This window comes from Enterobacter sp. PL_is514 (assembly GCF_055816715.1).
The window spans coordinates 350596-368947 of the sequence record NZ_JBVPGN010000033.1; the positions used below are offsets into that span (position 1 = coordinate 350596).

The 18352-nt window shown below is 46.4% G+C and carries 17 protein-coding genes, 1 tRNA gene and 1 pseudogene; 11 read left to right on the plus strand and 8 right to left on the minus strand.

Annotation, left to right across the window (positions count from 1 at the left end; genetic code table 11):
• Positions 1–348: 348 nt before the first annotated feature.
• The 3 genes from AC0TNG_RS14715 to AC0TNG_RS14725 are packed head-to-tail and all read left to right on the plus strand — an operon-like array spanning position 349 to position 2669.
• Positions 349–1062: a hypothetical protein gene (locus tag AC0TNG_RS14715; protein WP_047359890.1), complete on the plus strand. Its 714-nt coding sequence runs from the start codon at positions 349–351 to the stop codon at positions 1060–1062.
• Positions 1049–1594 (plus strand): ImmA/IrrE family metallo-endopeptidase, encoded by a 546-nt coding sequence (locus AC0TNG_RS14720; RefSeq protein ID WP_473712588.1) that lies wholly within the window; start codon positions 1049–1051, stop codon positions 1592–1594. The genes AC0TNG_RS14715 and AC0TNG_RS14720 overlap by 14 nt, the downstream gene beginning before the upstream one ends.
• Complete coding sequence (locus AC0TNG_RS14725; RefSeq protein WP_126546632.1) at positions 1584–2669, plus strand: beta family protein; 1086 nt, start codon at positions 1584–1586, stop codon at positions 2667–2669. The genes AC0TNG_RS14720 and AC0TNG_RS14725 overlap by 11 nt, the downstream gene beginning before the upstream one ends.
• Here AC0TNG_RS14725 and AC0TNG_RS14730 read toward each other — a convergent pair.
• From AC0TNG_RS14730 to AC0TNG_RS14740, 3 genes and pseudogenes are all read right to left on the minus strand, one after another.
• The gene (locus AC0TNG_RS14730; RefSeq protein WP_023305348.1) at positions 2666–3271 is read right to left on the minus strand and encodes a sce7726 family protein; all 606 of its coding nucleotides are present in this window, start codon (positions 3269–3271) and stop codon (positions 2666–2668) included. The two genes, AC0TNG_RS14725 and AC0TNG_RS14730, sit on opposite strands and share 4 nt — an antisense overlap.
• A gap of 224 nt (positions 3272–3495) precedes the next feature.
• A pseudogene (locus tag AC0TNG_RS14735) lies at positions 3496–3982 on the minus strand (tyrosine-type recombinase/integrase); the annotation flags it as partial.
• Between the two features lie 43 nt (positions 3983–4025).
• Positions 4026–4973, minus strand: a complete 948-nt coding sequence (locus tag AC0TNG_RS14740; RefSeq protein ID WP_023305346.1) for a hypothetical protein — start codon at positions 4971–4973, stop codon at positions 4026–4028.
• Positions 4974–5411: 438 nt separating this feature from the next.
• Between AC0TNG_RS14740 and hsdR the strand changes: the two genes are divergently transcribed.
• The 4 genes from hsdR to AC0TNG_RS14760 all read left to right on the plus strand — a co-directional run bounded on the left by hsdR (position 5412) and on the right by AC0TNG_RS14760 (position 12265).
• Positions 5412–7850 (plus strand): EcoAI/FtnUII family type I restriction enzme subunit R, encoded by a 2439-nt coding sequence (hsdR, locus tag AC0TNG_RS14745; RefSeq protein WP_473712587.1) that lies wholly within the window; start codon positions 5412–5414, stop codon positions 7848–7850.
• Between the two features lie 74 nt (positions 7851–7924).
• Entirely contained in the window at positions 7925–9397 is a 1473-nt protein-coding gene (locus AC0TNG_RS14750; protein WP_473712586.1) for an N-6 DNA methylase, read from the plus strand.
• Positions 9397–11154, plus strand: a complete 1758-nt coding sequence (locus AC0TNG_RS14755; RefSeq protein WP_473712585.1) for a restriction endonuclease subunit S — start codon at positions 9397–9399, stop codon at positions 11152–11154. Before AC0TNG_RS14750 ends, AC0TNG_RS14755 begins: the two co-directional genes overlap by 1 nt.
• Before the next feature lie 10 nt (positions 11155–11164).
• The gene (locus AC0TNG_RS14760) at positions 11165–12265 is read left to right on the plus strand and encodes a PDDEXK family nuclease (RefSeq protein ID WP_023305342.1); all 1101 of its coding nucleotides are present in this window, start codon (positions 11165–11167) and stop codon (positions 12263–12265) included.
• Between the two features lie 112 nt (positions 12266–12377).
• On the opposite strand, the gene AC0TNG_RS14765 is transcribed toward AC0TNG_RS14760, so the two are convergent.
• From AC0TNG_RS14765 to rraB, 5 genes are all read right to left on the minus strand, one after another.
• A complete protein-coding gene (locus tag AC0TNG_RS14765) occupies positions 12378–13643 on the minus strand; it encodes a tyrosine-type recombinase/integrase (protein ID WP_473712584.1) in 1266 nt (421 codons plus the stop codon).
• A 199-nt stretch (positions 13644–13842) separates the two neighbouring features.
• Positions 13843–13927, minus strand: a tRNA-Leu gene (locus tag AC0TNG_RS14770).
• A gap of 106 nt (positions 13928–14033) precedes the next feature.
• Entirely contained in the window at positions 14034–14756 is a 723-nt protein-coding gene (locus tag AC0TNG_RS14775; protein ID WP_060579855.1) for a hypothetical protein, read from the minus strand.
• A 30-nt stretch (positions 14757–14786) separates the two neighbouring features.
• Positions 14787–15545, minus strand: coding sequence for a tRNA isopentenyl-2-thiomethyl-A-37 hydroxylase MiaE (gene miaE, locus AC0TNG_RS14780; RefSeq protein WP_473712583.1), 759 nt, complete (start codon positions 15543–15545; stop codon positions 14787–14789).
• A gap of 46 nt (positions 15546–15591) precedes the next feature.
• Positions 15592–16017, minus strand: a complete 426-nt coding sequence (rraB, locus tag AC0TNG_RS14785) for a ribonuclease E inhibitor RraB (protein ID WP_008501374.1) — start codon at positions 16015–16017, stop codon at positions 15592–15594.
• Positions 16018–16116: 99 nt separating this feature from the next.
• Here rraB and argL point away from each other — a divergent pair, with 99 nt between their 5' ends.
• From argL to AC0TNG_RS14805, 4 genes are all read left to right on the plus strand, one after another.
• Positions 16117–16212, plus strand: coding sequence for a putative translational regulatory protein ArgL (argL, locus tag AC0TNG_RS14790; RefSeq protein ID WP_213014347.1), 96 nt, complete (start codon positions 16117–16119; stop codon positions 16210–16212).
• Positions 16182–17186 (plus strand): ornithine carbamoyltransferase, encoded by a 1005-nt coding sequence (gene argF / locus AC0TNG_RS14795; RefSeq protein ID WP_417927923.1) that lies wholly within the window; start codon positions 16182–16184, stop codon positions 17184–17186. Before argL ends, argF begins: the two co-directional genes overlap by 31 nt.
• 277 nt (positions 17187–17463) lie before the next feature.
• Entirely contained in the window at positions 17464–17826 is a 363-nt protein-coding gene (locus tag AC0TNG_RS14800) for a CHAP domain-containing protein (protein WP_473712582.1), read from the plus strand.
• 1 nt (position 17827) lies between these two features.
• A complete protein-coding gene (locus AC0TNG_RS14805; protein WP_248165868.1) occupies positions 17828–18262 on the plus strand; it encodes a DUF3828 domain-containing protein in 435 nt (144 codons plus the stop codon).
• Positions 18263–18352: the final 90 nt, after the last annotated feature.

Genomic DNA, 18352 nt, shown 5'->3' on the forward strand with positions numbered 1-18352 from the left:
TCCCGCGGTTTGTTTATGATAGCTAGATGTCTCAGTTTGCGGAGTAGGGCTGACGAACCTAGCTCTTTGACAATCAGTCTGACAATTGCAAGTTAGACATCTAGCAAAGCGTGGAGGACGGGTTCGCATGAAGGAGTTGTCTTGTAATGGAGAGCCTCATTTTGCCATGACATGCCCTACCGGGGACACTAAAATAGACTTTTTGATACATTGGCGTTGATAAACTGAAGTCGTACCTCTATCGTATCGGTACGATGGCGACAACTTAACAAAATCATTAACTTTCTATATCAACTTGAGATACACTGTACTTAAACACAGGATTCTTAGTTCCGATTAGGATTGATTATGTCCGAAGATACAAAGAAAAAAGGAGTTTATGATAGTTTTTTCCGACCTGTATTGAAGTTGTTTCTGCAATTATGCTTATTTGTTTTACTTGTTGGGTTTGTTTCTTTTCTGTTTTTTTATTTCTTTAAAGGTCCTGTCAAAGAATTTGTTAATACCTTTAGTTGGTATGTTTCAGCTAGTTCTGTTTCGGATATGACTGCTAAGGAAACTAAGGAATTAGCTCATTTGATGAGTAAAAATTATATATTAAGTACCAATGATTTGCTTTCTCAAATTGGTAGTTTTTATTCATACACAATAACAATATTAATATTTTTTTGCACGTTCTCTGCATTTTTTGCTGTATTGGTGATAAAAATCAATGCGGATGACAAATTTGATATCACTATAGCTGAAAAAGTTAGATATTTTTTTGCAAATGATAAAGGTTTTGACAGCGATGTAAAATCTAAAGTTTCTGATATCTTTGCAGAAGAAGGAGAACAATTATCAGGGATAACTAAAAATGAAGATAATGATACTGTTATCCAGCTCAGGCATGAGATTAAATTACTTAAGATGGATTTTTATAAGCTAAAAAATAAGCTAGCTCCTGATGATGAGTCAGAGGTTAATACCGATGACTATTTTAAGAATATGATAGATACTTTGCAAGATAAAGGGCAGATAGTAACTAGTGAGAAAGAGGATGTTAACGATGGCAATCCTTAAAAGAAAAGTAAGCAGTACCTCTGCCTTTTTGCCTGTGGATATGATGGATTTAAATAATCCACAAGACGTACTTGATTATGCCATTACACTTAATGTTAAACCAACACCATTTGATCTTGATGATTTTATAAATAAAATTGGAATTGAGTTAAGACGTGTTGTGATGGCTGATGATATTTCTGGCCAACTTCAAAAGAATGACAATGGAAAATGGGTTATATCAGTTAATTCTTTACATCATCAAAAAAGGCAACGTTTTACTTTGGCTCATGAGCTTGGCCATTATTTTTTACATAGAAATAGAGCCATAGAGTTTATTGATAAGGCTTTATATCGTAGTTCGCAGATGGACTCAATGGAATACGAAGCTAACAATTTTGCTGGAGCTTTGCTAATGCCTAAAAAGATACTCTTAGAGTTTATTAAAATGAAAGGGGCTAATGCAGAAATAATTTCTGGTTACTTTGATGTCTCTGTCCTTGCTGCAAAAATAAGAGTGGAGACTTTACAGAGGAAGTTATATGAATATTAAATATTATCCTATTATAAAAACCACTATTGCTGAAATTAGAGCTTTAAAGAATCTTGATCAAAATACTTGGCAGAGTATGACACCAATCATTGAGCTTACAAAGTCGAGGAAAGGCAAAAACAACCAGGATGCTAGCGTCTACAAGAAAATAGACGAGTTGTGTCAAGTAATTAAATCGGAAGAATTGATTCTTGATCTAACGACAATTGACTCTCTTTCTAATGAACAAATTGAAAGTTTTTATGATGATAGTAATTACTTTGAAAACTGGTGCTCTTTTATAGAGTATGTAAAAGGCAAAATGCCGGGTGTTTTGCCTGTATTGCTTGCTTATCCTGACTCCAATATTAATGAATTGATTGTTCAGGCTGAAAATTTGTGTAAGCATACTCGCCATGTAGTTATCCGTATACCAATCTTCGAACAAGGATTAAGTTCTTTATTTAATACGTTATTGCAATTGGTTCAGCAGAAACCATATCTCATTCACAGTATCATCTTTGATGCATCATATATTAAGGAAAAAATCGAACAAAAACCATTCGAATACATTGTTGCGTTTATTTCTTATTTTTTCCAAAAAATAAATGGATTCTACACCGGGAAATATATATTTTGCTCTGAGCATTATCCCGGAAATATAACTGAATACCTTGATAAAAGTCAGAATCAATATGAAAATAAAGTTTACTATGGTAATCTTTCATTATATGAAAATATTAACTTGGAACTAACTAAAATAGCTATACCAAATGTTTTATATGGCGATTATGCATGCATTCACCCATTTAGGAATGATGTTAAAGCTTATAACTGGATTCCTAGAATAGATTTTCCAACAAGAGATTCTATCTTTTTTTCAAAAGTTCGTCGTGATGTTGGTGGATATGATCAATGTGCGAGGAATATTGTCACATTGAATGCTTTTCAAAATGACACCTTAGTTTGCTGGGGGAAAAATGAGATCACACAAGCCAGTTTAACAAAAGCAGGTGGACTCAATCCGTCATATTGGATTTCTGTTCGTTCTAACATCCATATTTCTAGGATGGCAAAACTTGTGAAAAATAATTAAAATGCACCTAGATTCATTGATTTCAGGCTCAGGAGAGTGATATCTTCGCTGGTTATTACATCTCCTTTTTCTGAAAGAAATGCATTATATACTCGCGATACCTTTTCGTGAATAGATAAGTGATAAATTCTATAAATCTCCTCCTTACTAAAATTATTGATTATAGACATGATTAAATCAGATTTATTCTGATATTTTAAATTGCTTAACTTTTCTAAAGATATTTTATCACACATATCTAAAATGGGCATCAATGCTAAAGATTTTATTATTTTAGCTTTTCTCTTAACTGTTAATGTACCATCAGAGATGAGTATAATTCCGAATCGTCCTTTCATCTGTCTAATTTTCTGATAATGTTTCGTACCACATGCAACATAAATTTGATTGAAACATTTATAATACGAATTCAGTTGATCCTCTAATCTATCAAGATTGTCTAAATCACTTTTTATTTCGACTCCTATAAGTGAATCGCATGTCGAAACAAGTAGATCGCATCTACGTCTATTGAAATCAAACGGAAATTCAAAATTTAGGGCTGCAGATTTATCTTCCCCAAAATAAGTAGTTAAAGGTATTTTAAAATCAAGTTCATTCATATGTGCCCACCTCTCTAGCAAGTCTATCATGTATAAAAACACAGGTAAACGATTTTAGGTTTTCTATTGAAAATCAATAGATTACCAAAATGATACTTTTGACTTTGAATTTTAATATGAAATGCTGAGCAATATTAGATCGACTATCTTTTAAAAAACCTTCTTGGTTACTTGTTAAGTTTTATTTTTAAAGGAAATCCTTATTGAAATTAATTTATGTTATTTCATGCAATCTTGTAATTACCTGCTGCATATATTTCGCTACTACACCTAGCTAGCTCATAGATATAATCACCATACCACTGCATCATCTCTCTCCCCCCTCCAGATACTGCGCATGGTTATATGTCCCACTTATCGCGTTCTTATCCACATGCGCAAGCTGCGTTTCAACCCACGCTGAGTAAAGCCTTCTTCGTACAGGATGGTGCTCATCGTGTGGCGGAAAACTTGCACTGTCAGTCTTCCTTTATATCCCAACAACTCAATCACCTGATTAACGCTTTCCTTTGAGATCGGCTTCGTTCGATCATTCCGTCCGACGAACACCAGCGGGTATGGCCAGGTAATAGGCTTAAATGACTCAAGATGCTCGACAACCTGATCCGACATCGGAACGATGCTTGGTCGTTTCATCTTCATCACTTCAGCAAGTATCTTCCAGAGCCACTTTTCAAAATTAATATTCGACCAGAGAGAAAAACACAGTTCCTAAGCTTAACCACATTGAACATGATGATTTGTTTTGATTTAATCAAGAGGGAGATATTAGCCTTACGGGTTCCCATGTTTCTGATGTAGGATCCATCGATTTATATAAGCGAGCGATAGCCAATGCCCCCTCACGAAACAAGACTGAGCTGTTAATAATCATTTTATCTTTTAATTTAGGCTCTTGAGGTATTTCCCTTGCTATAATCGCGGCCAAGCGAATCGAAGCATGGTGAGCAGCAACAGAAGCAATAAAGGGATACGGAGTTCTCTGATACCGAATAGCGGGAGTGCACATAACCTTCTGAAGTAATTCAATAGGGAGAGCAGGAAATCCAGCCTTAATCCACTCACGATGAAGTGCGCCACTAATGTCATGACCGTTACTACCCGACAACCTTACACCTTTCTGTTCCAAAACCTCTTTCATTGCACGTTCGATGAAGTGAAGGCTTTCCCATCGGGAAAGCGCATAATGGGCAGCTCCTGCGAGTAGCCGATCTGCAGCTGATTCTAAATGAATTATAGTAGTGACATCAAAACGGCTAATGTCATAGAACATCGTATAAAATTCGTTATAGTCAGCCTGAAGTTTTTCTAGTTTACTACTGGTAATTCTCATTACAGCTTCTTCAGTCAGACCGACCACGGCCTCCAGTAAAGGAATTTCTTTTATTCTTTCAATAGGCATTCTGACACAATATAAAATCCCATTGATTTGATAGGCAATAGGAGGAAAACAATAGGAAATATGCTGCCTATCTCCATAAAAATTTGCCAACCAATTTGTCACTGATAGCCCAGCATCATCCGGATTAGACCCTAAAACTATTTTGTATCCATCTGCAGAAATAAGGTGTGCTGCAGCAAAAAGTGAATAACTTGGTTCAACAAACTTGGCGGACAAGCGATCTCTCACGTAGCTCATGTAATCGTGAAAATTACCCTCGCCTTGATTAATTTCTTCCTGAGTAATCGAAACCTTTTTCATCTAACCCCTTAGCTTACATATGTCATTAAATTACTTGTTTCAATGATATCTACTTAAAGCCATTAGCCATCTGCATCATGTTGACTAAAATAAGACAACATCAATAATTCTTCCATACACTTACAGAACATTATGAACTCACGCAGTTCTCTCATGGCGTCTCTTAGGGACCGTAAGCCTGGCTAGTTCGAGCCAACAAAGGACATTGCAAACTTTTCACCATAGCAACGGTTAGAAGCAGGTCTAATACTGTCAACATCACAATATGTTAATCATAGGATCAGATCATGCTATCCAAGAAATGAACTGAAACCGCGGAGTTTTTCCTGCCGAACAATGATTTTACCAATAGCCTCCCAAAACGTCGTTTCAGGTCATTACCTGATGCACTATTTTGTGTAAAATCAGAGCTAACCCAATATCGTGGAGTGTTCTGCTATGGCTGGCGTAAACAAAACTCATCTGACTGAAACAGACATCATCACAAAATACATCCTGCCAGCGGTTAAAGACGCAGGCTGGGATGTAATGTCGCAGATCCGCCAGGAAGTGAAACTCCGCGATGGTAAAGTGGTTGTACGCGGCAAGCTGGCTGCACGCCTGACAGTGAAATCTGCGGATATTGTGCTTTACCACAAACCGGGATTACCGCTTGCAGTCATAGAGGCTAAAGCCAATAAGCATGAGGTAGGCAAGGGTATGCAGCAGGGTCTGGATTACGCTCGCCTGCTCGACGTGCCTTTTGTGTTTGCCTCCAACGGCGATGGCTTTGTCCTTCACGATAAAACCAGCAACGCTCTTCAGCTTGAATCTGAGATCAAGCTGGAAGATTTCCCAACTCCTGAGCACCTGTGGAATAGATACTGTATCTGGAAAGGGTTTACCGCCGAACAGATGCCCGTCATAAGCCAGGATTATTACGATGATGGCTTAGGTAAATCCCCGCGTTATTACCAACTTCAGGCGATAAATAAAACCGTTGAAGCCGTTTCTGCCGGGCAAAACCGAGTATTGCTGGTGATGGCAACCGGAACCGGGAAAACCTATACCGCTTTCCAGATAATCTGGCGCTTATGGAAAGCAAAAAGTAAGAAACGCATCCTGTTCCTCGCTGACCGCAATATTCTGGTTGATCAAACCAAAACAAACGACTTCCAGCCTTTTGGAAGCGCGATGTCAAAAGTGACAGGCAGGACGATTGATCCTGCTTATGAGATTCAACTTGCACTCTACCAGGCCATCACCGGTCCGGAAGAACATCAAAAAGCGTTTAAACAGGTTGCCCCTGATTTCTTCGACCTGATTGTTATCGACGAATGCCATCGCGGCAGCGCGTCAGAAGACAGCGCCTGGCGCGAAATCCTCGAATATTTCAGCAGTGCCACGCAAATTGGTCTGACAGCCACGCCGAAAGAAACCGAAGAAGTCTCCAGCACCGACTACTTTGGTGAACCGGTTTACACTTACTCACTCAAAGAAGGCATTGAAGATGGTTTCCTCGCACCGTATAAAGTGGTGCGGGTGGATATCGATGTTGACTTACAGGGTTGGCGACCAACCAAAGGACAGGTTGATAAACACGGTGAACTGATCGAGGACCGTATTTATAACCAGAAAGATTTTGATCGCACGATGGTCATTGATGAGCGCACTTGGCTGGTGGCACAAACCATTACTGATTATCTCAAGCGCACCAATCCGATGGATAAAACCATCGTTTTCTGTAACGACATCGATCACGCCGATCGTATGCGCCGGGCGCTGGTCAACCTCAACCCAGAGCAGGCAAAAAAGAACGAAAAGTACGTGATGAAAATCACCGGTGACGACGACATCGGCAAAGGACAGCTGGATAACTTCATCAATCCGAAGAAAGCCTATCCGGTAATAGCGACCACCTCGGAATTGATGAGTACCGGTGTGGATGCGCAGACCTGCAAACTGGTGGTGCTGGACCAGAACATTCAGTCGATGACCAAATTTAAGCAAATCATCGGGCGCGGCACGCGTATCAACGAAAAATACGGCAAGCTGTGGTTCACCATTCTCGACTTTAAAAAAGCCACCGAACTGTTTGCCGACCCTCGCTTTGATGGCTTACCAGAGAAAGTGATCCGCACGACGCCGCAAGAGATTACCGATCCTGATTCTGATTTCGACGACCAACTTGAAGACGAAGCCCCAGAGCTGGAGCCATCTGATTTGGTTAATGGGGTCGCAGAGACACCTGCAACCTATGACCCAACCTCGGGCAAAGGGAACGGGGCTTTTGAAGAAGACGATGAAAACAAAGTCCGTAAGTTTCACGTCAACGGTGTCAGCGTAAAAGTATTGGCTAAACGCGTACAGTATTACGATGCCGACGGCAAACTGGTCACTGAATCTTTCCAGGATTACACCCGCAAAACGCTGCTTAGAGATAAAGAGTACGCATCGCTTGATGACTTCATCCGTAAGTGGCACTCTGCAAACCGCAAACAGCTCATCATTGATGAGCTGGAGCAGCTCGGTGTGCTTTGGGATGTGCTGGCAGAAGAAGTGGGCAAAGATCTCGACCCGTTCGATCTATTATGCCATGTGGTTTACGGCCAGCCGCCGCTGACGCGGAAAGAGCGTGCAGACAACGTTCGTAAGCGTAACTACTTCACGAAATACTCCGAGCCTGCACAGAACGTATTAAATACGTTGCTGGACAAGTACGCAGATGAAGGCGTGCAGGAAATCGAGGACATCCAGGTGTTGAAGCTTAAACCGTTCGATTCGCTCGGTCGCCCGCTGGAAATCATCAAAAGTAGCTTTGGTAGCAAACAGGCCTATGAAGATGCCGTGAACGAACTGGAAAGCGAAATTTACCAGTTGCCACCACGCTCAGCCTGATAACCAAACCCCCTATTCTGCCACCTGGCGCTTTGGCCCCCGGTGGCATCCTTTTTTAAGAATGGAAAGAAAACATGTCGATTAGCTCAGTCATTAAATCCCTACAGGACATCATGCGCAAAGACGCAGGCGTAGACGGCGATGCCCAGCGCTTAGGGCAGCTTTCGTGGCTACTGTTCCTGAAGATATTTGATACCCAGGAAGAAGAGCTGGAACTGGAGCAAGATGACTATCAGTCTCCAATCCCGCAGCGCTATTTATGGCGTACTTGGGCGGCGAACAGCGAGGGCATCACTGGTGATGCGTTGCTGGAATTTGTGAACGACGACCTGTTCCCCACGCTGAAAAACCTCACCGCGCCAATCGATAAAAACCCGCGCGGTTTTGTGGTCAAGCAGGCGTTCAGCGACGCCTATAACTACATGAAAAACGGCACCTTGCTGCGCCAGGTAATCAACAAGCTTAACGAAATCGACTTCAGCAGCAGCTCTGAACGCCACCTGTTCGGCGATATCTACGAACAAATCCTGCGCGACTTGCAAAGCGCCGGTAATGCGGGTGAGTTCTATACCCCGCGTGCCGTCACGCGCTTTATGGTCAACCGCATCGATCCGAAATTAGGCGAATCGATTATGGACCCGGCCTGCGGGACCGGCGGCTTCCTCGCCTGCGCGTTCGACCATGTGAAAGAGCATTACGTTAAAACCACCGAAGACCACAAAACGCTGCAACAGCAGATCCACGGCGTCGAGAAAAAACAGCTTCCGCATCTGCTGTGCACCACTAATATGCTGCTGCACGGCATTGAAGTACCGGTGCAAATCCGCCACGACAACACGCTCAACAAGCCGCTCTCTTCCTGGGACGAGCAGCTGGACGTGATTATCACCAACCCACCGTTTGGCGGCACCGAAGAAGATGGGATCGAGAAGAACTTCCCGGCAGAAATGCAGACCCGTGAAACCGCCGACCTGTTCCTGCAACTGATTATCGAAGTGCTGGCAGACAAAGGCCGCGCGGCGGTGGTGTTACCGGACGGTACGCTGTTTGGTGAAGGTGTAAAAACCAAAATCAAAAAGCTGCTCACCGAAGAGTGCAACCTGCACACCATCGTGCGGTTACCGAACGGCGTGTTTAACCCGTACACCGGCATCAAAACCAACATTCTGTTCTTTACCAAAGGTCAACCAAGCAAAGAGGTCTGGTTCTACGAGCACCCGTACCCGGATGGCGTGAAGAACTACAGTAAAACCAAGCCGATGAAGTTTGAAGAGTTCCAGGCTGAAATCGACTGGTGGGGTAACGAAGCCGACGGTTTTGCCAGCCGTGAAGAGAACAATCAGGCGTGGAAAGTCAACATCAGTGACATCATCACCCGCAACTTCAACCTTGATATCAAGAACCCGTACCAAGGCGAAACCATCAGCCACGATCCGGATGAGCTGCTGACGCAGTACCAGACGCAGCAGACGGAAATCAGCGAGCTGCGTTACCAGTTGCGCGATATTCTTGGTGCCGCGCTGGCAGGCAATAAGGGGGCGAACTGATGACCGTTGAGAAGCTGATCACCGACCATATCGATATCTGGTCTTCTGCGCTGCAAACCCGTTCTTCGGCCGGGCGTGGTAGCAATGGCAAAATCGACCTCTATGGCATTAAGAAACTGCGCGAGCTGATTCTGGAACTGGCGGTGCGCGGCAAACTGGTGCAACAGGATCCAAATGATGAACCAGCATCTGAGTTGTTAAAGCGTATTGCCGCAGAGAAAGCGGAGCTGGTAAAACAGGGGAAAATTAAAAAGCAGAAGCCGCTACCTGAGATTAGCGAGGATGAGAAACCGTTTGAGCTGCCAGAGGGGTGGGAATGGATGAGAATGGACCGTGTAGGTCATGATTGGGGGCAAAAAACTCCTGAAAATGATTTTACATATATAGATGTGGGGTCTATTAATAAAGAATTAGGGACTATTTCAGAACCAGGGGTGATAAACCCTAAAGATGCCCCCTCTCGAGCAAGAAAAATTGTTTGTAGAAATACTGTGTTATATTCCACTGTCCGACCTTATTTATTGAATATCGCGGTAGTAGATGAAGATTATAATCCAGAACCTATAGCCAGTACAGCTTTCGCTATAATCCATCCTTGGAAAGGAATATCTTCAACATTTATCTATCACTATCTTCGTTCACCTATATTTGTTAGCTATGTAGAAAGCTGTCAGACAGGAATTGCTTACCCTGCGATCAATGATAAACAGTTTTTTACTGGCGTTATTGCTATTCCTCCAGCAGAGGAACAGTTACGAATCGTATCTAAAGTTAATGAACTCATGTCCCTCTGTGACCAACTGGAACAGCGATCTCTAAGCAATCTGGATGCCCATCAGCAACTGGTGGAAACCCTGCTGACAATGCTGACCGATAGCCAAAATGCCGAAGAACTCGCCGAAAACTGGGCGCGAATCAGCCAGCATTTCGATACGCTATTTACCACCGAAGCGAGTATTGATGCGCTTAAGCAAACCATTCTGCAACTGGCCGTGATGGGAAAACTGGTGCCGCAAGATCCAAGCGACGAGCCTGCTTCTGAGCTGCTTAAACGTATTGAGCAAGAAAAAGTACAACTGGTAAAAGAAGGCAAAATTAAAAAGCAAAAACCTTTGCCGCCAGTGAGTGATGAAGAAAAACCTTTTGCATTGCCGGTTGGGTGGGAGTGGTGTCGATTTGAAGATGTTGTAGATATTCAAAGTGGAATAACCAAGGGTAGAAATCTTGCAGGGCGAACGCTTATATCAGTCCCATATCTCCGCGTAGCAAATGTACAAAGAGGTTATCTTCAACTATCAGATATTAAAAGCATTGAAATTCCCGTTGAGGAAAAAGATAAATATCATGTTCAAAAAGGTGACTTATTAATAACAGAAGGCGGTGATTGGGATACCGTTGGCAGAACTGCTGTTTGGACTGATGCTACATTTTATGTAGCTAACCAAAATCATGTTTTTAAGGCTAGACCACTCGTTAATGAGTTGAACGTTAAATGGCTTGAGACATTTATGAATTCGTCTGTATCACGAGATTATTTCGCGGGCGCTAGCAAGCAAACAACAAACTTGGCGTCAATAAATAAAACTCAGCTTCGTGGATGTTTTATTGCATTACCTCCAATTAGTGAGACAAATAGAATTTTAGATCAGTACATATCACTTCTGAATGTTTGCGACACCCTCAAATCCCGTCTGCAATCTGCCCAGCAGTTGCAACTCCATCTTGCAGACGCTCTCACAGATGCAGCCCTAAGCTAAGGAACAGACGATGCCGGTTCATCATGCTATCTGGCGGATAGGGGAGCATCCTCAGCCGCTCACTATCAGCAAACTAGCCAGCGAGCAACTGCTGGAGAAGATGATTTTAAACGACCCTACTATCCTTTCTGACCAGTGGATGATCATCGGGCATCAGGAATATACGTTCGATAAAGGACGTATCGACCTGCTGGCGATTGCGCCGGATGCCTCTCTGATCCTGATTGAGCTTAAGCGAGACCGCACGCCACGTGAAGTGGTCGCACAGGCGCTGGATTACGCCTCCTGGGTCGATGACTTAACCGCCGATCGTCTGTCGCAGATTTACGAGAAATTTTCCAAAGGCGGTAATCTGGGTGATGCGTTCAGACAACGCTTCAACACTGAGCTGGAGGAAGAGTCGCTCAACCAGTCACACCAAATCATCATTGTGGCAGCTGAACTGGATCCTTCCACCGAGCGCATCGTCGACTATCTAAGCAAAAATGGCATCTCGATTAACGTCTTGTTCTTCAAAGTGTTTCAGCACGGTGGCGACCAATTCTTAAGCCGCGCCTGGCTTATCGATCCAAGCGAAACGCAAACTAATGCCGCACAGGCAATTACAAACGTCAACGGCAGCACTAAAGAGCCCTGGAACGGTGAGTTTTACGTCTCGTTTGGCGACCCACACAGCCGCGTTTGGGAAGAGGCTCGTCGCTACGGTTTTATCAGTGCAGGTGGCGGAAGCTGGTACAGCCAAACATTAAAGCAGCTGCAACCCGGTGACCGCGTCTGGGTCAACATACCTAAAACAGGTTATGTAGGCGTGGGTCTGGTGCAAAGTGCCGTTGAGCCAGCCAGCAGCTTTATGGTTAACACTGACGATGGCGAAAAGCTCGCAATGGACGCGCTCAAATTTGGCGATTGGTATCGCGACAACGCCGATGATCCCGATAAATCAGAATATTTTGTCTCAATAAAATGGCTTGAAACCCGCAGCGAACAAGAAGCAGTGAGCGAAGTTGGCTTCTTCGGTAATCAAAACACGGTGTGCAGGCCAACAGCACCGAGGTGGCGTCATACCATTGAGAAATTGAAGCGATATTTCGGAAACTGGAATGCCGAATAGTAATTAGCTGGTAATGATTTTCACGATATTAATGAAATCATTATGTTAGAAGCCATCTTAGAATGAATAACCGCCGCAGTATCCGCTGCGGCGTATCTTGGTGCTATTATTCTTACCTCAATGGATTGTTGATTTTTGCGTATTCGAATGGAGATACGACTGCTTTACGATTCTCATCCAGATAATCCGCCCACCACTGAATCATCAGTTTTCGCTCTCCCAGATGCTCGGCTTTATGAATATAAGCCGCACGCACAGAGTTACGCTCCTGATGACTCATCTGTCGCTCTACCGCATCCCTCGACCACAACCCCGACTCAACTAATGTACTGCAAGCCATGGCTCTAAAACCGTGCCCACATACTTCAACCTTCGTATCGTAGCCCATCACTCGAAGTGCTTTATTCACTGTGTTCTCACTCATCGGCTTGCGCGAGTCGTGATCACCAACGAAGATAAGTTCACGGTTTCCACTCAATCTTTTGATCTTTCCCAGAATAGCGAGTGCTTGATGAGATAAAGGAACAAGATGAGGAGTCCTCATCTTTGATCCTCGGTGTGAATGCTTAACACCTTCAAGTGGTTCACGTTCCCCTGGAATCGTCCACATCGCAGTTTCAAAATCAACTTCCGACCAACGAGCAAATCGTAGTTCACTAGACCGAATAAAGACCAACAACGTCAACTCCACAGCTAAACGTGTTAGTGGTCTGCCTGTGTAAGAATCAATTCGATGAAGTAGTTCTGGAATACGATCAAAATCCAGCGAAGCACGATGCTGTCGTTTAGCGGTGGCAATCGCTCCAGCGAGCTCTTGCGCGGGGTTGTAGTCGATTAAACCGCTTTGCACAGCAAATCGCATAATTGATGTTGTTCGTTGTTGCAGACGCGCTGCCACCTCAAGACGTCCAGACATCTCTACTGCTTTGATGGGAATAAGTAAATCTCTGGTTTTTAACTCAGCGATATTCCGCTTACCAATCGCATCGAACAGATTATCTTCCAGACTTTTAAGAACCCGAGCACTGTGCGACTTAGACCACTTTTGATTGCTTGCGTGCCAATCTCTGGCAACAGACTCGAAAGTAATAACCTCTTTAGCCTGTTCTTCTTTTACTGCACGCTTATGCTCGCGAGGATCGATTCCTGCAGCAACAAGCTTTCTGGCCTCTTCCCTCTTTTGACGAGCATCAGCTAATGACGTTTCAGGATACACTCCAAAAGCCATCAGATGTTGCTTACCACCGAAGCGGAAACGGAAGCGCCAGTATTTGGAGCCGTTAGGGTGTATCAGCAAAAACATGCCATCGCCATCTACAAGCGAGTATTCCTTTGCTTCAGGTTTTGCCGAACGCACCTTGGTATCAGTCAGGGCCATGATGGTATTCCTTCCATATGCTGCCGTGAGTATATAAGCATTATCGAACCAGCATATATACTCGGTTCTATACTCACAAGCGACTTGATGTGGGTTGACTCAGATTGACTTCTGTTGAAGGGAAAATCGTGGAAAGCCTTGCGTGGCGCGGATTTCAGGCACAAAAAAAGACGTCCATTGACGTCTATTGATGTTCCGATGGTGCCGAAGGCCGGACTCGAACCGGCACGTATTTCTACGGTTGATTTTGAATCAACTGCGTCTACCGATTTCGCCACTTCGGCACTGAAGGGGATGCGGAAACGTTGTGGATTATACCTGTCGCGCGCCGCCATGCAAGCGACGACGCGCGAAACCCACGCTAAGTGCCCAAAAAACCAGCGCCCTTTGTCACTCCAGCTCAGACACCGCCAGCCGAATCACCCTCGCCGCCTTCTGCTCCGGCAGCGCCAGCACCTTCGCCCACATCTCCTGCACCATATCGCAGGAGAGCTTCTCTTTGCCCGCCGCCTTTTCCGGCATCTGCAGCAGCTGGATGTCCTCGCCGTACTTATCGGCTAGTTGCTTCATAATCGGCCGCACGTCTTCGACAGCCGCCTCGCGTTCGGCCGGGGTCACGGTGTGGCGGTTTTTGCCGTAGGCCGCGCGCATCATATCGGCGTCGGCCTGCATGCGCCGCGTCATCAGGTCTTTATCCAGCATGCGCATCGGGTTCACGCCGCCCTTCACCATCGGGTAGAGGAAGCGGAAGCAGGCGTCGTCGCTCACCTTCTGGATGGCGGCGGTCTGCTCCATGTTGATGGTCATGTAGTTCACCACGTTGGCGTCCGGGGCGTTCTGCAGGCGCGACATCTGCAGATGCAGGATCTGCGGCTGGATGGTGTCGATAATCTGCTGCTCTGGCTCGCCCGCTTTTTGCAGGGCGGCCATCTGGTCGAGGATGCGCTGATGCAGCGCGGGCTCCTGCTCCTTAATCACCTGCCAGGCGGGCATCGCGTTGAGGGTGGTATCAATCTGGTGTTCCGGAGCACGCTGCTTATCGAAGAATACCCAGAACGCCACGGCGGCGGCCGCAACGACGACAATCACAATACGGGTCCACGTTTTATTCATCTCGCATCCTTATCCTTTCGCTATGCCGGTTTACACCGGCACGCCGCTGTGGAAGCGAAACTCGTTGTCCGGTGTCGAGATAAGTGTGGCTTCAATTTCGCCAAAAAGCTTTATACGCGGTGAGATATCGTCGTCGCTCACCTGCCGGGCCAGCGTCAGGTAGTCCTGATAGTGGCGCGCTTCCGAGCGCAGCAGCGAGAGATAGAACTTCTGCAGGTCGTCGTCGAGGAACGGGGCCAGCGCGGCGAAACGTTCGCAGGAGCGGGCTTCGATGTAGGCGCCGCAGATGAGCTTGTCGATCAGCGTCAGCGGTTCGTGGGTGCGCACTTCCTTCAGCATCCCTTTGGCGTAGCGGCTGGCGCTGATTTTGACGTACGGAATGTCGCGCGCCAGCATCGCCTCGCGCACCTGCCAGAAGTGGTGCAGCTCCTCTTTAATCAGCAGCACCATGCTGTCGATGAGCGCCTGGCCCCACGGGTCGTCGGTTTTGGGCATCACGCTTTTGCCAATCTGCCTGTGCAGGGCGATAAAGTCCGGCTCCGGGCCGTCGCGGAAGGTGAACTGTTCGTAGGGTTTGAGCCAGTCGAGCAGCGCGTCGGCACCGCTTTCATCGGCGACGTATTTACGCACCAGCAGCAGCGCGGTCTGGGCGGCCTTGAGCTCGCACACCATGTGATCGGTGAGCAGCAGCGGCAGGTTCGACGGGTCGCGGGCTTTATCAATCCATGCTTGCGGGGTCGGGCACTGGAGGAAGTTGAGTACGGGGGCGAGTATCTGCGGGTAATCCATGGTTCTGCCTTGAAAAAGCGGCGGCGCGCGCCACCGCCTGAAACGCTTAGTGACGCACGCCGTCGTCGTCTTCGTCGACGTAATCTTCGTCGTCGCCTTCTTCGCCGTCTTCACCGTTCGGATCTTCGAAGTAGGTTCCCCAGCCGTCGTATTCCACGTCAAACTTCTCGGCCAGGTTCATCAGCTGTTCGACCTGCGCGTCGATCAGCTCCGCCTTCAGCGCGCCTTCGCTCAGGATGTCGCAGCAGATGACGGTGTCGCCCTCTTCCACTTCCAGCTCTTCCGGCTCGGTCACTTCGTAACCCAGCTTGAAGGCTTCCACGGCCATTTTTTCCAGCGCGTCGAAATCATCCGCAGAGAAATGGTGCTCGATGGTGTACAGCGCGTCCGGATCGCTACCGTCTTCCAGCAGCTCTTCAATAATCAGACGCGTCTCTTCGCGTTGCTCTTCCAGTAATTCCGGGTTTGCCATGGCTCAATCCTCTTTAAAGTGCGGCAGATACTTCTATTTTCACACACGGACGGGTTTGCCTCCACCTTTGTTGGAAAGATTTGTGAAACGGGGTTGCAAATGAATAATTACACATATAAAGTGAATTTTAATTCAATAAGTGGCGTTCGCCATGTGAGGATAAAATGTCTGATCTGTACAAGAAACACTTTCTGAAATTGCTCGACTTTACCCCTGCACAGTTCACTTCTCTGCTGACCCTTGCCGCACAGCTCAAAGCCGATAAGAAAAATGGCAAGGAAGTACAGAAACTTACCGGTAAAAACATCGCGCTCATCTTCGAAAAAGACTCGACCCGTACCCGTTGCTCTTTCGAAGTTGCCGCATTTGACCAGGGTGCGCGCGTTACCTATTTAGGGCCGAGCGGCAGCCAGATTGGGCATAAAGAATCAATTAAGGACACCGCGCGCGTGCTCGGGCGGATGTACGACGGCATTCAGTATCGCGGCCACGGCCAGGAAGTCGTCGAAACGCTGGCGCAGTATGCGGGCGTGCCGGTGTGGAACGGGCTGACCAACGAGTTCCATCCAACCCAACTGCTGGCGGACCTGCTGACCATGCAGGAGCACCTGCCGGGCAAGGCGTTTAACGAGATGACGCTGGTTTACGCGGGCGACGCGCGCAACAACATGGGCAACTCGATGCTGGAAGCGGCGGCGCTGACCGGGCTGGATCTGCGCCTGGTGGCCCCGAAGGCCTGCTGGCCGGAAGAGAGCCTGGTAGCGGAGTGCAGCGCGCTGGCGGAGAAACACGGCGGGAAAATTACCCTGACGGAAGAAGTGGCGGCGGGCGTGAAGGGCGCAGACTTTATCTATACCGACGTGTGGGTGTCGATGGGCGAAGCCAAAGAGAAGTGGGCGGAGCGGATTGCGCTGCTGCGTGGGTATCAGGTGAACGCGCAGATGATGGCGCTGACCGGCAACCCGGACGTGAAGTTCCTGCACTGTCTGCCCGCGTTCCATGACGACCAGACTACGCTCGGCAAGCAGATGGCGACGGAGTTCGATCTGCACGGCGGGATGGAAGTAACGGACGAGGTGTTTGAGTCGGCGGCGAGCATCGTGTTCGACCAGGCAGAAAACCGGATGCATACGATTAAGGCGGTGATGGTGGCGACGCTTGGGGAGTGATTGTGTCCTCTGCGGTCTGGTGCCCTCACCCCGGCCCTCTCCCACAGGGAGAGGGAGAAAACCCTAAAAACGACAACAGCGTTATCGTCAGGCAGAAAAATTCATTTTACTGCCGCTTTCTCAGATAGGCATTAACCATAACAAGAATTTATGTTTTTATTAACCATTATTTACTGAGTAGATAATGGTTAATATCAGGCCATTATCAATTACAAAACATTGTATATATTCGGTGTAATGTTTCCTTATTACTGCATTTCGTTAATAAGGATTGTTTATGTCATGGAATAAACATGAAGCTGTGTCATACGCCCGTAGCCACGCACTAACCCATACTGGACACTATAGCGCTCGCGCAATCGCCGCCGCCATTCGAGCCGGAGGGCTTAAAATCGAAGGGGCAAACGCTAAGGACTTCTGGCGTTCTCTTGAAAAAGCAGGGTTCTCAAAAGTCTATGGCACTCCCATAGAGGGGGATATCGCGGTGATTGATGCCTTGCCCGGCCCGAATCAGTACGGTCATGTCTGTATTTACGATGGCGCTGGAACCTGGTATTCAGATTTTAAACAGAGAACAATGTACCCGGGGCCAACGTATCGCCAACTCCAGCCAGTCGTCACCTTATACAGGCATTATTAATATGAATAAGCTCATCTTAATTTTATTATTCAGCACAGCAGCATTGGGGGCCGAAGATTTTCAGATACCGATGCAGCGCGCCCTTGAATTCAATCGCTGGTACGTCAAACAAGTGAACAATGATCGTTATCCCATCCAACAGGGAAATGAAATCGATAAGTTCGTTACGGCCAGCACCATGAAAAAATTACGTCATGCAGTCGATCCCCGTTATGCCGACGCTGAATTTTACGAGGCTGATTTTTTTATGAAATCGCAATATATCGGCGAGGACTGGGCTGAGAATGTGGCTATTGATTCGTATGATTCAGACCCGGTCTGTGTAAACGTGAATATCACGTTTGGCAAAAAGACCCAGCACACAGTCATTGATTGCATGGTTAAAGAAGATGGGATCTGGAAAATTCAGTCTGTCGCCGCTCGGGATAATAATTGATGCCTCCCGCTAACAATAATGTAGCCGCCTTTGTTGCCGGGTGGCGCTGCGGCCTGATGCCCTCACCCCGGCCCTCTCCCACAGGGAGAG